The sequence below is a fragment of the Edaphobacter modestus genome (genome assembly GCF_004217555.1).
Classification (GTDB): Bacteria; Acidobacteriota; Terriglobia; order Terriglobales; family Acidobacteriaceae; genus Edaphobacter; species Edaphobacter modestus.
Genome location: NZ_SHKW01000001.1, coordinates 5,382,588 through 5,395,940 on the forward strand (window position 1 = coordinate 5,382,588; position 13,353 = coordinate 5,395,940).

The 13,353-nt window shown below is 58.0% G+C and carries 13 protein-coding genes; 10 read left to right on the forward strand and 3 right to left on the reverse strand.

All coding sequences use genetic code 11. The annotated features are described in order from the left end of the window. The first annotated feature begins 23 nt into the window (after positions 1 to 23). The 8 genes from rpoN to BDD14_RS22640 all read left to right on the forward strand — a co-directional run bounded on the left by rpoN (position 24) and on the right by BDD14_RS22640 (position 8,111). Complete coding sequence (rpoN, locus tag BDD14_RS22605) at positions 24 to 1,727, forward strand: RNA polymerase factor sigma-54 (RefSeq protein ID WP_130421454.1); 1,704 nt, start codon at positions 24 to 26, stop codon at positions 1,725 to 1,727. Between the two features lie 36 nt (positions 1,728 to 1,763). Beyond that, positions 1,764 to 2,399: a ribosome hibernation-promoting factor, HPF/YfiA family gene (hpf, locus tag BDD14_RS22610; RefSeq protein ID WP_130421456.1), complete on the forward strand. Its 636-nt coding sequence runs from the start codon at positions 1,764 to 1,766 to the stop codon at positions 2,397 to 2,399. Between the two features lie 43 nt (positions 2,400 to 2,442). Beyond that, positions 2,443 to 3,336 carry an RNase adapter RapZ gene (rapZ, locus tag BDD14_RS22615; RefSeq protein ID WP_130421458.1) on the forward strand — a complete coding sequence of 298 codons (894 nt, stop codon included), beginning with the start codon at positions 2,443 to 2,445 and terminating at the stop codon, positions 3,334 to 3,336. Between the two features lie 70 nt (positions 3,337 to 3,406). Beyond that, on the forward strand, positions 3,407 to 5,284 hold the full coding sequence (locus tag BDD14_RS22620; RefSeq protein WP_165420203.1) for an ABC transporter ATP-binding protein: 1,878 nt from the start codon (positions 3,407 to 3,409) through the stop codon (positions 5,282 to 5,284). Further along, complete coding sequence (locus tag BDD14_RS22625) at positions 5,281 to 6,186, forward strand: YicC/YloC family endoribonuclease (protein WP_130421460.1); 906 nt, start codon at positions 5,281 to 5,283, stop codon at positions 6,184 to 6,186. The genes BDD14_RS22620 and BDD14_RS22625 overlap by 4 nt, the downstream gene beginning before the upstream one ends. A 51-nt stretch (positions 6,187 to 6,237) precedes the next feature. After that, positions 6,238 to 6,894: a guanylate kinase gene (gene gmk / locus BDD14_RS22630; protein ID WP_130421462.1), complete on the forward strand. Its 657-nt coding sequence runs from the start codon at positions 6,238 to 6,240 to the stop codon at positions 6,892 to 6,894. An 80-nt stretch (positions 6,895 to 6,974) separates the two neighbouring features. Continuing rightward, complete coding sequence (rpoZ, locus tag BDD14_RS22635) at positions 6,975 to 7,172, forward strand: DNA-directed RNA polymerase subunit omega (protein ID WP_130421464.1); 198 nt, start codon at positions 6,975 to 6,977, stop codon at positions 7,170 to 7,172. Between the two features lie 36 nt (positions 7,173 to 7,208). Beyond that, the gene (locus BDD14_RS22640; protein WP_130421466.1) at positions 7,209 to 8,111 is read left to right on the forward strand and encodes a uracil-DNA glycosylase; all 903 of its coding nucleotides are present in this window, start codon (positions 7,209 to 7,211) and stop codon (positions 8,109 to 8,111) included. Positions 8,112 to 8,533: 422 nt separating this feature from the next. Here the strand turns inward: BDD14_RS22640 and BDD14_RS22645 are convergent, their stop codons facing one another. Next, positions 8,534 to 8,878, reverse strand: a complete 345-nt coding sequence (locus tag BDD14_RS22645; protein WP_130421468.1) for a PadR family transcriptional regulator — start codon at positions 8,876 to 8,878, stop codon at positions 8,534 to 8,536. An 80-nt stretch (positions 8,879 to 8,958) separates the two neighbouring features. Next, positions 8,959 to 9,726, reverse strand: coding sequence for a ribonuclease T2 family protein (locus BDD14_RS22650; protein ID WP_130421470.1), 768 nt, complete (start codon positions 9,724 to 9,726; stop codon positions 8,959 to 8,961). Here BDD14_RS22650 and BDD14_RS22655 point away from each other — a divergent pair. Together BDD14_RS22655 and BDD14_RS22660 are read left to right on the forward strand one after the other, a co-directional pair. Next, a complete protein-coding gene (locus BDD14_RS22655; RefSeq protein ID WP_130421472.1) occupies positions 9,725 to 10,249 on the forward strand; it encodes a cupin domain-containing protein in 525 nt (174 codons plus the stop codon). The genes BDD14_RS22650 and BDD14_RS22655 overlap by 2 nt on opposite strands. A 146-nt stretch (positions 10,250 to 10,395) precedes the next feature. Then, positions 10,396 to 11,799: an esterase-like activity of phytase family protein gene (locus BDD14_RS22660; protein WP_130421474.1), complete on the forward strand. Its 1,404-nt coding sequence runs from the start codon at positions 10,396 to 10,398 to the stop codon at positions 11,797 to 11,799. Between the two features lie 42 nt (positions 11,800 to 11,841). Here BDD14_RS22660 and BDD14_RS22665 read toward each other — a convergent pair whose 3' ends face one another. Then, positions 11,842 to 13,305 (reverse strand): serine hydrolase, encoded by a 1,464-nt coding sequence (locus BDD14_RS22665; protein ID WP_130421476.1) that lies wholly within the window; start codon positions 13,303 to 13,305, stop codon positions 11,842 to 11,844. Positions 13,306 to 13,353 lie beyond the last annotated feature (48 nt).

The window sequence follows — 13,353 nt, forward strand, 5'->3', positions numbered from 1 at the left end:
GGAACTGACAAGGATCTGCTCACGTGCTCCTGCAACCCAAGCTGAATCTGAGAGTCTCGCAGCGCCAGGTGCTTACTCCTGGGCTGGTGCAGATGGTCAGTGTGCTGGCGTTGAACAAGCTTGAGCTCAAGGAGATGATCAACACCGAGATCATCGAAAATCCGGTGCTGGAGGAGATAGAGGACAACGGCATCCCGCTTGAGGAGCGAGCGGGCATCGAGGGAGACCGGGAGCGTTCCGCCGAAGAGGTCGCAGCCGAGGGGGAGCGTGCGGAGAAGGATCCCTTCGATGAGATTGATTTTGGGAGCTATTTCCAGGAGTATCTTGATCCGGGCTATCGAACTGCCTCCAACTTTGAGGAGTACGACAAGCCTTCGCTGGAGAGCTTCCTGTCGCAGCCAGGGACTTTGAGCGACCATCTGATGTGGCAGCTGGGCTCGCTGACGGTGAGCGCCGAGGTCCGTGCCGCTGCGGAACTTGTGATTGGAAACCTGAACGAGAATGGATACCTGACAGCCACGGACGATGAGCTGGCGGACTCCCTTTCTCAACTGCAGATAGTGGACCTCCCGGCACCTATTCCATTTGAGCAGGGTTCGCGAAACCGTACCTCAGGATGGCGGCCGGACGCTGCGAACGACGATTCCGGGGACGATGGAGCCCAGAAGCTCGACCTTGCTGCTGCCTCTTCGGAGGACGAACGGGAGTTCCTGCTCGCCGTTGTACGCGAGGCACGCTCAGTCATCAATAATCTTGACCCTGTGGGAGTGGGTGCACGCGATCTGCGGGAGTGCTTGCTGCTCCAGATTGGTGCCCAGCGCCATGAAGCCGCCATCATGCTGCGCAGGCGCCATGATGCGGGCGCAAGGAATAGAGACGAGGCCGGCACGGACCACGCGGACGGAATTTCGATGGAGCGAACCGATGTTTTTACCACGGCTTCCCATATCGTAGAGAATTGCCTGGCGCTGCTGCAGAAGAAGGACATGCGCGAACTGACGCGCAGCTGTGGTCGGTCCTCGGAGGAGGTGAACGCAGCTGTGGAATTCATCCGATCTCTGGACCCCCGTCCCGGTCAGCGTTACAACCATACGGAGACGCGGCTGATCGAGCCGGATGTGGCGTTTGTAAAGCGCGACGACCACTTCATTGTCCTCGTGAATGACGAAGACATGCCTGCGCTGCGGCTGAATCACAATTACCGCAAAATGCTCCAGGAAAAACAGACGGAAAAAGAGGTTAAGGAATATGTGAAGGAGCGCTACAAGTCGGCGATTCAGCTTCTCCGCAACATCGAGCAGCGGAAGAATACGATTGTGCGCACCTGCGAGGTGATCGTGCGGCGGCAGACGGAGTTTCTGGAGCGCGGGGTGGAGGCTCTTAAGCCGATGATGATCAAAGAGGTCGCCGAGGAGATCGGTGTCCATCCGTCGACCGTGAGCCGCGCGGTGGCGAGTAAATACGTGCATACGCCGCAAGGTGTGTACGAGCTTCGTTTTTTCTTCTCGGAAGGCGTGAATGGACCTGAGGGCGGCGATCTTCCGCTGGTCCTGCTCAAGCGCAAGGTGAAGAAGCTGATTGAGGACGAAGATTCGCGCAAACCCCTGACGGACGACCAGCTTGCGGCGGAGCTGCAGCGGCAGGGAATCCAGGTTACGCGCCGGACTGTGGCGAAGTATCGCGAGGATATGCAGATCCCGAGTACCCATCAGCGCCGGGTACGGTGAACCGGGCGTAAGATGTTCGTCAAGAGGGTACCCCCGATGAACGTGGATTACACCGGTAGACAGACAACGATCACCAAAAAACTTAAGGCGCAGACCGAGGCGGGGCTGGACCGGATCGCCAAGATCATTGGAGATGCGGGCAGCGTACACGTAATCCTGACAACCGAGAAATACCGTCGCACGGCGGAGTTGACTGTGCAGACGAGAAACCTCAAGCTGGTGGCGGCCTGTGAAGCCACCGATATGGAGATGGCTCTGCGCGACGCTTTGGCTGCGATCGAAAAGCAGGCCATCCGGCACAAGAAGAAAAAGACGACGATAAAGCGGAATGCGAAAGAGGGCGTGCGGCAGGTCGCACTCGCGCAGCCCGAGAACGGCGCGATTGCCGTTGAAGTAGAGCAGGCACCCAAGGTGTCGCTCACGAAGAACGGCTCATCGCGCAAGTCTGTACCCATGCTTGTCCATTCCTTTCCTTCAGAGACACCGCTGGTGGAACCGCACCTGGTCCGTTCCAGGGACGGTGTAGCCCTGCGTCCAATGTCTCTTGAAGAAGCGGTGAAGGAAGCGGCGTTTCGCGACCGCGAAGTCTTCGTCTTTCGGGATCACGGCGGTCAGGCATTGGTGCTGCACCGCAAGCGCGATGGCAAGATGGAACTGATCGAGGTTCCATAGCGGCATGTCCTTTCGGGGCATGACTGGTGCTAGGATTCCAGTCATGCCCCGGAAGCAAACGAAGAAGAAGTCAGTGAGGCCGCCGGATAAGGAGTTGGTCATCCTGACCGGACTGTCTGGCTCTGGAAAACTGTCCGCGCTAAAAACCTTTGAGGACCTTGGTTTCTATTCAGTCGATAATCTTCCGCTTGAATTGGTTCCGCGTTTTGCAGATCTGGTTCGTCAATCGGTGGAGATCGAGCGTGCCGCACTGGTCGTGGATGTGCGCGAAGGGATACGGCTGGACGAGTTTCCCGCAATTCTCAAGAGGGTCCGCAGGGTCCTACCTACGCGTGTGCTCTATCTGGAAGCCAACGATGAGGCCCTGATCCGGAGATTCTCTGAGACGCGCCGCCCCCATCCCATGGGCCGTGCCGATACGGTCCTGCAATCGATTCGGGCTGAGCGCAAGCGGCTGGATCCCATTCGCAACGTCGCCGATATTGTGCTGGATACGACGAAGTTCACGGTGCATGATCTGCGCGCGCACATTGGCGCCCAGTTTGAACGTGAGGCCAGCGACCGCAACCTGACGATCTCTTCAAACAGCTTCGGATTCAAGAATGGTGTTCCGGCGGAGGCGGACCTCGTCTTCGACGTTCGGTTTCTTCCCAATCCACACTTTGTGCCCGAGTTTCGGAAGCTGACCGGAAAGCACCCCAAGGTTGCAAAGTATGTGCGCGATTTTCCGCAGACTGCGGAGTTTCTGGACAGGACAACGGACCTGATGAAGTTTCTTCTGCCGCATTACATCAAGGAAGGCAAGAGCTATCTGACGGTCGCGTTTGGATGCACGGGAGGGCAGCACCGGTCGGTGTTTATCGCCGAGGAGATGAAAAAAAGACTGGCGGCCGCGGGATACCGCGTGAAGACGCTGCATCGCGATATGCCCCGCTAACGGCGACAAGTGAGGGCCTCGAATAAAATAAAGAGATGCCAGCAATGGTAAGGATTGGGAGAGTGGCTGCTTGAAGCGCATCTGGCGATTGCTTCTGTATGTGCGGCCCTATGCCTTGCAACTGGCGGGCTCCGTGTTTCTGATGGCAACCGTGGGCGCGATGGCTGCGCTGCGCATTCTTCTGGTAAAGCCGATCTTCGACAATGTATTGAGTCCGGACGCTCCCACGGGCGATGTACTGAGGTTTCATCTTCCTCACATCGATCGCGAGCTGAACCTGCAGTTTCTGGTTCCGGGGTACTTCCATAACGCATGGACGGTGGTGGCGTATGCGCTGATCGTTTCGGCGGTTCTGAAGTCGGTATGCGACTACCTGGGAACCTATCTTGTGAACTATGCCGGCTTCGGCATGATCACAGATCTTCGAAACGATCTGTACAACGCCGTATTGCGGCGCTCGGTTGCGTTCTTCCAGAAGCATACGACCGGGACGCTTCTCTCCACGCTGATCAATGACATCGAGCGTGTGCAGTATGCGATGTCGAGCGTGCTCGGTGACTTCATGCAGCAGTTCTTTACACTGCTGTTTACCGCGTGTGTTGTCGTTGTGGTTGGCGGCAAGCTCGCATGGGTGCTGCTCCTCTTCGTTCCCGTCGTCATCTCATCGGCGCGCCGCATCGGCCGCAGGGTGCGGCAGACGACGCGGAAGGGACAGGATAAGCTCGCCGAGATTCAGAACATTCTCCATGAGACCATCACGGGCAACCGAATCGTGAAGGCGTTCGGGATGGAGCTGTGGGAGATGAATCGCTTTCGCAGAGCAGCACGCAGGCTGTTTCGGGCGAATCTGAAATCGGTCAGCGTGCAGGCGATCAGCTCGCCGCTGATGGATGCACTGGGGTCGGTGGGAATTGCGCTGCTGCTGCTGCTGGGAAGAGGAAGAATTCTTCACCACGAGATGACGGCGGGATCGTTTATTGCATTTCTTGTCGCCGTCTTTACGCTCTATGATCCCGTGCGGAAATTTGCGCTGTTTTACAACAGCTTTCAGCAGGCCCTGGGGGCGAGCGAAGACATCTTCAAATTTATGGATGCGCAGGACGACGTGCGAGAGAAGCGCCGTGCGGTCCCGCTGAAGGGCTTTCAGCAGGAAATCCGGTTCGAGAATGTCGGGTTTGGGTATGCAGGGGATGACGGTACCATCACGCAGGTGCTTCATGGCATCAGCCTCGACGTGAAGCCCGGCGAAGTGATTGCCTTTGTAGGACCCAGTGGGGCGGGCAAATCTTCGCTGGTCAATTTGATTCCGCGCTTCTTCGATGTGAACGAGGGCCGGATGTTGATTGATGGTCACGACCTTCGCGATGTCACGATAGCGTCATTGCGGGAGCAGATTGGAAAGGTCACGCAGGAGACGGTGCTCTTCAACGATACTGTGAGGAACAACATTGCCTATGGGCAGCCTGATGTTCCTCTCAGCAAGGTCGAAGAGGCCGCTCGGATGGCGCTGGCGCATGAGTTCATCCTGAAGATGCCTGAGGGCTACGACACCAGGATCGGCGAAAAAGGGGTGAGGCTGAGTGGAGGCGAGCGGCAGCGGCTTGCGATCGCCCGCGCAATTCTGAAGAATGCGCCGATTCTGATTCTTGATGAGGCAACCAGCGCACTGGACACGGAGAGCGAGCAGTTCGTTCAGGCAGCGCTGGCCAACCTGATGCAGGGGAGAACCGTCTTTGTGATTGCGCACCGCCTCTCGACCGTACGCAGGGCGACCAAGATCGTGGTGCTGGAGCGTGGCCGGATCACTGAGACCGGTACTCACGAGGAACTGATGCGAAAATCGGGAATGTATCGCCGGCTCTACGATATGCAGTTTGGTGAGGAAGGTCCGGCAGTAGCGGAGAGTGAGCCGGCTTTGCAGCCGGCTGAGTTGGAGGGATTTGCTTGAGTTCAATTTTTTCGATGACAGGATTTGCGAGTGCCCGAAGCAGTGCGGAAGACCGCCTTGGATTTTCGCTTGCGATCAAGAGTGTGAACCATCGCTTTCTCGACCTGCACCTGCGGCTGCCCTCCTACTGCGACGCGCTGGAGATCCAGATGCGCCGTCTCCTTAAAGAAATGCTGAAGCGTGGTCACATCGAGGTCACGCTGCAGGTAGAACGCCGAGCGAGCGCCCAGATTCAACTGAATGCCGATTTGCTCGATGCTTATGTCGGAGCGTTTGGCAGGGCCGCCGAGCTCTACGGTCTGCCGAATCAGCCGGATCTGAATTCGTTGCTGCGCATCCCTGGCGTGATGACTACGGAAAGTAACGTCAGCCTCGAAGGAATCCCGGAGCTCGACCAGGCGGTGATGGCGGCAATGCCGGCTCTGGTGGAGAAGCTGAACGAGGCAAGAGCACAGGAAGGTGCGGTGCTTGCCTCCGAGCTGCGCGCGTCCATGGGGCGTCTGAAGACCTTCGCCGAAGAGATGGCGGGCCATCGGAACGGCGTGCGCGAGGCTCAGTTTGAGCGTCTGCGGGCGAGACTGGGGGATTTGACCGACGGGTTTGTCGTAAGCGAGGAGCGATTGCTCTCCGAAGCGGCAGTGCTGGCTGAGAAGAGCGATATCGAGGAGGAGATCGTGCGGCTGAGAACGCACATCGATCGATTCGTCGCCATGCTGGATGAGGGAGGAGAGCTCGGCAAGCGAATGGATTTTCTCCTGCAGGAGCTGAACCGGGAGGCGAATACGATGCTCTCGAAGACCAGCGCCGCATCGGGAGAGAATAGCCTGCGTATTACCGAACTGGGCCTCGAGATCAAGGCGGAGATCGAAAAAGCTCGCGAGCAGGTTCAAAATCTGGAGTAACCGCGGTTTACACTGACAGGTATCCGAACAAACGGAACGATCAGGGAGCAGATGGCGGGAATTCTTTTTATCATCTCAGCGCCCTCCGGTTCAGGGAAGTCGACACTGGTGAGCCAGCTTCGAACCCTGGTGGAGGGATTGGATTTTTCTATCTCCTATACCACGCGCGATCGTCGTGGCTCAGAGCAGCCCGGTCGCGAGTATTTCTTCACTACACGCGAAGAGTTCGAGCGAATGGTTGCAGCAGGAGACTTCCTGGAATGGGCGGAGGTGTTTGGCAACTATTATGGAACGGCCGTCGCTGCTCTCCGGCATGCAAAGGAGCTGGGTAAGGATCTTCTGCTCGACATCGATGTGCAGGGAGCTTTGCAGGTGATGCAAAAGATGCCGCAGGCGGTTTCGATCTTTATCCTCCCTCCTAGTCCACAGGTCCTGGAGCAGCGGCTGAAAAACCGGAGCGCTGCCGAGAAGATGACCGACGAAACGGTCATTCAGAAGCGTTTGGCGGAAGCGAAAAACGAACTCAAGAGAGTTTGGGACTATAAATACGCTCTGGTAAACGATGTCCTGGAAAACGCCGTTGCGGAGATGCGGTCGATCGTTCTCTTCGAGCGGGGGGATGGAGAGTGCGAGGCGCTCGCAAAGAGTTGCAGGACCGATGCGGCGTCTCCGAAGCTAAAGGCGGTGCTTGAGGCCTTTGGAGAATAGGGCCCGGATTTTCCACCGTGAATTTCTGATGTACATTTCGCTGGGCTGCGATACATTCAGACCACAAGGGAGGACCACCCATGACGGATCAAAGTGCATTCCACAACAAGTACAGCTTGGTGAAGGGCGCGGCACGTCGGGCGCGACAACTGCAGTCGGGAGCACCTCCGCTCATCGTCGCCAAGTCGACCAAGGCTTGCCGCGTAGCGCAGGAAGAGATCAAGCAGGGTTATGTGAAGTTCGTTCTGGCTAAAGGGTCTGAGCCAAAGATTCACTAAGTGCCCAAGACGGATTGCACGCGATAGCATAGGAGTATGGCAGGAGAGGCTGAGCGGCAGTTACGTGCCTACGTTGAGTACTTCCGCGACATGGGCGTGTACGATCTTTATCGCCGGGGCGATCCGGTCTTCGAGGCAGAGCCGGTGCTGCCTGGCTCGCCTGTGGACGCTCTCGCTGTGGTGGCCCCTGAGGCTGTCGCCGCGACGGAGGTAAGGATGGAGCCGCAGATCATAGCGGCTGCTCCGCCGGTCGAGAGGCCTGCGCCACCCTTGCCCAAGATAGATTTTTCGGAGCCTGAGATTCCCAAGCTGGTGAGTTTTGACAATCTTGCACCTTTGCCGGAGGTGCGAATCGCGGCTGCCCAAAGGTCCGCCGCGCTGGAGGCGATCCGCGAAGACATCGGGGATTGCACGCGGTGTCCGCTGGCGTATGCCGGGCGTCGCAACATCGTATTCGCTGACGGGGATCCGAATGCGCGCCTGATGTTCGTCGGCGAAGGTCCGGGAGCGGACGAGGACACTCAGGGGCTTCCGTTTGTCGGCAAGGCCGGGCAGTTGCTGAACAATATGATCTCCGCGATGGGGCTCAAGCGGGAGGAGGTCTATATCGCGAATATTGTGAAGTGCAGGCCTCCGAGCAATCGCGTTCCCGAGCCGGTGGAGGCGAATACCTGCTCGCAGTTTCTTTTGAGACAGATCGATGTGGTGCAGCCTGAGGTGATTGTGGCTCTGGGCTCCACGGCGGCGACCTATTTGCTGGGGGTGAAGCAGTCCCTGAGCGGGTTACGCGGCCGCTGGCATGGCTGCCGTGGAGCGAAGATGGTGGTGACGTATCATCCGGCCTTTCTACTGCGCGACCCGCGCCAGAAAGGCGAGGCGTGGAAGGATCTTCAGATGGTGATGAAGGAGCTTGGCCTGAAGCCTCCTGCGCGTGGATAGGGCCCTCTCCCGCCTTTTTTGTACAAAATCTTGAAATATAAGATCTTAGAGGGATACTTCAGAGCCTAAGTTCTCGATCCGACGACGCATGGAGCGAAGGTAAATTTCCCTTCCTCCATTTTACGAAACCGCGGCTGGTGTTTGGTCACTTTGCCCAGGTATTTTCCTTGGCTACAAGTGGCTATTTTTCATGAGCTTAGACACGCTAAAACAATACGGTGCAAGGATTAGGGGCTTGACACGTTTTTGGAAGGAATCGGACATAGAGCCTTCGGCTGCATGCAGTTTTTGCGCAGTTGATCTCCAAATGCGATCTAACCGCCTTATGCTCACCTTCAAATGTCAGACAGCTAGACGAAGCGGTGCGGGCAGCCACGAACGGAGGCGAGACCAGTGAACATCCAGGAAGACACCCATGCTGCTCACGACTGCACCTCGGTTACACGAAGGATGTCGCCGATGATACCGGCCATGCGATTCCACTTTTCGGTCTCTTGCGCGAGAAGGCGGCGACCGACGGCGGTAAGTGTGTAGTACTTGGCACGACGGTTGTTTTCGCTTTCGCCCCATTCGCCGCGCAGGGCGCCATCGTGCTCGAGGCGGAAGAGGGCGGGATACAGAGAGCCTTGCTGGATGACAAGCTGTTCGCCGCTGATCTGCTGGATGCGAAGGAGCACGCCGTACCCATGCAGCTTGCCGAGCGAGACAGCTTTGAGAATCAGCATGTCGAGCGTGCCCTGCATGAGGTCCGCTTGTTTTGGAGCCATAAAGGGTCTCCCCTTGACAGTCTAGGAGACTAGAGAGGTTCTCCTAGACTGTCAAGGAAAGTCATTTTTTGGCAAGATGCCTACTGGGGCGGCGGGATGCGGACGCTGTTGGCGCGGCAGGAGCGGAGGTTGCCGCAGGCGATCGGGTGAGCCTGTTTGTCGAGGCAGACTTCGACGGCGGTGAGGTAGTTGCTGCCACATCTCATCGCGAGGCTGGAAGAAGTAATCGAGGGATTGGCTGCGATGAAGAGACCAAGGATCTTCGACGGTGGCAGGGAGATCTGTTTGTCGAGCGTGGAGAAGGTAGGCGGAATCTGCACGGAGTGGAAGGCCGTGCGGGCCAGTTGGAAGAAGGCGTCGGGAGCGAGGCCGGAGCAGGTGCCGTGGGTCTTCCACTCGTGCTGGAGCAGGCCGGCGTCGGGGTAGATGTCGCTGTACTGCGAGGGGTCGGAGGGGCCGGGAGCGTTGCTGCAGTTCTCAGGGTAGGTACCGTCGTTGTTCTCGGGCCAGAGGCCGTGAAGGACGAAGGTGGAGTGTTGCGCGCACTGGATGTCGGACGGGTGCGAGTGACAGTACTCGGGTGACCAGGAGAGATTGAGCAGGTAGTAGTCGAAGGGCCGCGAGGCCGCCGCTGGTGCCGCGGTTCGGGGCTGCGCGGACGTCGGGGTGACGGCCGAAGGGACTTCGTGTGTTGATGACGTCTGCGTGTTGCAGGCCGTAAGCAGGAGAAGAAGTGACAGAGCGGGGAGGGGAAGTTGCTTCTTCATGCGGGAAGAATAGCAGGCGGCGATGACGAGAGAGTTTCGCAGTAGCGCGGGAAAGGTCGGATGTGATTCACTTTTGGGCATGGCTAATATACAGACTCGCCGTAACTTTCTGCTGACGGCTCCGCTTGCTGCAGCGGTCGCCTCTCCCTTTGCCGATACGATGATGCGTGCTTCGACTGCTGGTTCCGCTGCGGGGCAGGCGGCGGAGGAAAGCGCGATTCAGGTGTTCCCTGCCGCCGAGATGGAAGGCGAGTTGAAGGGAGTGCAGGCGAACCATGGTACGAAGAACCTGCTGACCTCGCCGGGGACGCTGATGATTCTCAATGCGGAGACGAAGAAGGCGGCCAAGGAGTTTGAGTGGCACGCGACGCGCGACCACGTCTTCCAGGTGCTGGATGGGGAGACAAAGTATGACCTGGGCGGAACGCCGAAGGGGGCGCACCAGACCAAGCCGGGCGAGTGGCTGGCTCCGGAGAGCGAGGGCGCGAAGGCGGTAATCCTGAAGAAGGGGGATTATCTGTTCGTTCCGCGAATGACTCCGCACCGGCGAACGACGGATGGAAGCGTGAGTCTGCTGCTGATTTCAGCGCAAACGCCCGCTTAGGGCAGCAGGAGCGCGAGGACAAGAGCTGCATTTGTACGCAGCTCTTTGCGTTTAAGGCAAATTCATCGTTTGTTCATTCGTGTGACTTGAGATGTCTTTTAGTCTCGGCGAGTCCGCCAGCGGCGGACCTCAGGAGAACAGACCGTATGAAACACGCATTTCTGCAAACGGCTTTTATCGCATTGGTATGTGGAGGCGCACTATCCCAGCCCGCGCAGGCACAGGTGGCTTTGATTGCGAAGGGAACATTGACCGGTTCGGCCGCCGGACCGAATGAGGACCTTTCGGGGTTGAAGGGGACGCTAGAGAATGGGGCTCCCGCCAATCTGCTGGGCGGCTTGGGCTCGGGCATCGCCTACGTTTCGGGCGACACGTTTCTGGCAGTTCCGGACCGTGGGCCGAATGCGGTGAGCTTCAATTCGCTGGTGGATGACACGGTGTCGTGGATTCCGCGCGTACATACGGTTCGGATGAACCTCGAGGCGAATCACGGAGCCGGGCTGCCCTACGAGATCACTCCGAAGCTGGTGGATACCACGCTGCTTTCGAGCCCTCTGCCGCTGGTGTATGGGACCGGCGATGGACTCAACATCGGGTCAGGGAAGCCGAAACAGAACAGCTTCTTCCGCTCTTACTTCTCGGGTCGTTCGGACAACTTCGATGCGCACGCCGACTCGGGCGATCCACGCGATGCGCGCTTCGATCCAGAGAGCATTCGGCTGTCGAACGATGGATTGACCTTCTTTATCTCCGATGAGTACGGACCCTATATTTACCAGTTTCTGCGTACTGGAGAGCGGATTCGGAGCTACAAGCTTCCGGACGAGTTCTATGTCGCGCATCCTGCTCCGACGACCGATCAGGAGATCTCGATGAACTCGATTGGAAGGATCGCGAACAAGGGTATGGAAGGCCTTGCGATCACTCCGGATGGACGGAAGCTGGTTGGGATTCTGCAGACAGCGACGATCCAGGACACGGCGGAGGGAGGCGATGCGGCCAACCTGTTGCGTATGGCAGTGATCGATGTGCTGACGGGCAAAACGCTTCATGAGTACGGCTATCTGCTGACGACCGGGAGCGGAGTCAGCGACATTGTGGCTCTGAACGATCACGAGCTTCTTGTGGATGAGCGCGACGGCAAGGGTCTCGGCGACGGAAGCAAGGCGAAGATAAAGCAGGTCTTCAAGATCGATCTGAACAACGCGACCGATATCCAGGGTATGGACGGCACGCAGGCTGCCAAGGTGGCCGTGAGCAAGACGCTGTTTCTCGACGTTGTGGATGTCCTGAAGGCCAATGGGATGACGGTGGATCAGATTCCGGCGAAGATCGAGGGATTAGCGTTCGGGCCGGATGTAAAAGAGAAGGGAAAGACCATTCACACGCTGTGGGTTGCGAATGACAACGACTTTCTGCAGGACTATGCCGGTCCGGGAACGAATCCCAACCAGTTCTTCGTCTTTGGATTTACGGACGCTGACCTGGAGGGATCGCAGTACGTTCCGCAGGGTCATGGCGGCTGGTTTGGTAACGGTGGCCACTTTTAGGCGATTCCATCTTTCGTAGTGAAGGAAGAGGCGGCTTACTGGTTAGTGAGCCGCTTCGTTTTTTGTAGATGCTGTGCGCAATTTTTCTAATGCCGTCTTGATGTCCTGACGAGTGGGGTCAAGCTTTAATGCCTGCTCATAGTTTTCGATGGCCAGGTCTGTTTTTCCGGTCTCCGCATAAGTGTCGCCGAGGTTGTTGTAGGCGTTTGCCGATTTGGGATGGAGTTCCAGGCATCGTGTAAAGACGGCAATGGCATCGTCGTATCTCTTTCGACGCATCAGGAAGTAGCCGGCGGAGTTGATGTTCTCCTCTGTGACGGTGCCGTCGTTCAGTTGCGCGGCATACGTCGTAAGGGTTTGAGCGCCGTCGTGAATCGTGTCGTGGATAAAGCGAACGCCAGGGGAGTCGTAGGTGTCGTAGTGAATCCAACGGAAGGCGGGGTGGCTGCCGCCGATGGCGTCATGGACGATTGCAGGCGCGATGGAAAGACCGTTGTAGCCGTTTGCGAAGAAGACAACCGCATTGCGATGCCTGAGATCGACGGCGACGAAGGCCTTGTAGACGTTATTGTCGCCCCAGTGCCAGAGATACTTGCCGGTGGGGGTCTGCTCGATGCCCCAGCCGAGTCCCCAGAAGAGGTCGGTCGAGAGCTTCGCGGGTGCGTGGTCGGTGCAGTTGGTGCAGGTGGGATCGACGGCGCTCTGTGGGGTCTCCATTTGACGGAGAGTTGAGGGTTTGAGGCTGCGGCCGCTGAGGATCGCTTCGAGGAAGAGTGCGTAGTCGTGTGCCGTGGTAAGCAGGCTGGCGGCGGCGTTTCCTTTGTCGCTCCTGATAGGAGGACGCTGTTGGCCGCCGGCGGTGTAGCCGAGGGTGATATTGGGACCGGGCACCGAGATGTAGGTTGAGTCGTTCATGCCGAGTGGAGCGAAGACGAGTCGTTGCACGATGTCGTTGAGCGGTTTGCCTTCGATGTGCTCGACGGTGCGCTGGAGATAGACGAAGCCCTCACCGGAGTAGCTGAAGCGTTCTCCGGGAGTGAAGTAGATTTTGAGTTGGCCGCCGTCGGGACGCCAGTTTGGGAACCCTGTGCGGTGACTCAGGACAATGCGTGCGGCGATCTTATCAAGCCGCGGATCGTCCTTGGGATCGACGATGCGCTCGGGCCAATAGTGGGTAAGAGGCGTGTCGAGGTCGAGCCTGCCCTGATCGACGAGCTGAAGAACGGCATAGGCAAAGATGGTCTTGCTGAGAGAGGCCGCGCTGAAGCGGGTGTGATAGGTAACCGAGAGATTCGTGGAAGGGTCCACCGTGCCGAAGCTGTGGACCCATGCGGTGCGGCCATGGCGGACCACGGCGATGGAGAGGCCAGGAATGTCGGTCTGCTGCATGAGCGAGGGAATCTCTTTCATGAGTGCAGCGGTTGCATCCGCATCCGGATTAGCATGTGCCCTCGTCGCGAGACAAAAGGTAACGGTGAGAACAGCGATGGCGAACGAGCGGGGCATGCGATCTCCGGGGTGGCGGCGTGTCGGTCAGGCTGTGGGCGATTATTC

What these genes read in the sequence shown, in the direction of transcription:
- BDD14_RS22650 (WP_130421470.1), bottom strand. Translation starts at nt 9,726, where the DNA reads ATGCCCAAAAGTGAATCACATCCGACCTTTCCCGCGCTACTGCGAAAC.
- BDD14_RS22660 (WP_130421474.1), top strand. Translation starts at nt 10,396, where the DNA reads ATGAAACACGCATTTCTGCAAACGGCTTTTATCGCATTGGTATGTGGA.
- BDD14_RS22655 (WP_130421472.1), top strand. Translation starts at nt 9,725, where the DNA reads ATGGCTAATATACAGACTCGCCGTAACTTTCTGCTGACGGCTCCGCTT.
- gmk (WP_130421462.1), top strand. Translation starts at nt 6,238, where the DNA reads ATGGCGGGAATTCTTTTTATCATCTCAGCGCCCTCCGGTTCAGGGAAG.
- BDD14_RS22640 (WP_130421466.1), top strand. Translation starts at nt 7,209, where the DNA reads ATGGCAGGAGAGGCTGAGCGGCAGTTACGTGCCTACGTTGAGTACTTC.
- BDD14_RS22665 (WP_130421476.1), bottom strand. Translation starts at nt 13,305, where the DNA reads ATGCCCCGCTCGTTCGCCATCGCTGTTCTCACCGTTACCTTTTGTCTC.
- rpoZ (WP_130421464.1), top strand. Translation starts at nt 6,975, where the DNA reads ATGACGGATCAAAGTGCATTCCACAACAAGTACAGCTTGGTGAAGGGC.
- hpf (WP_130421456.1), top strand. Translation starts at nt 1,764, where the DNA reads ATGAACGTGGATTACACCGGTAGACAGACAACGATCACCAAAAAACTT.
- rapZ (WP_130421458.1), top strand. Translation starts at nt 2,443, where the DNA reads ATGCCCCGGAAGCAAACGAAGAAGAAGTCAGTGAGGCCGCCGGATAAG.
- BDD14_RS22645 (WP_130421468.1), bottom strand. Translation starts at nt 8,878, where the DNA reads ATGGCTCCAAAACAAGCGGACCTCATGCAGGGCACGCTCGACATGCTG.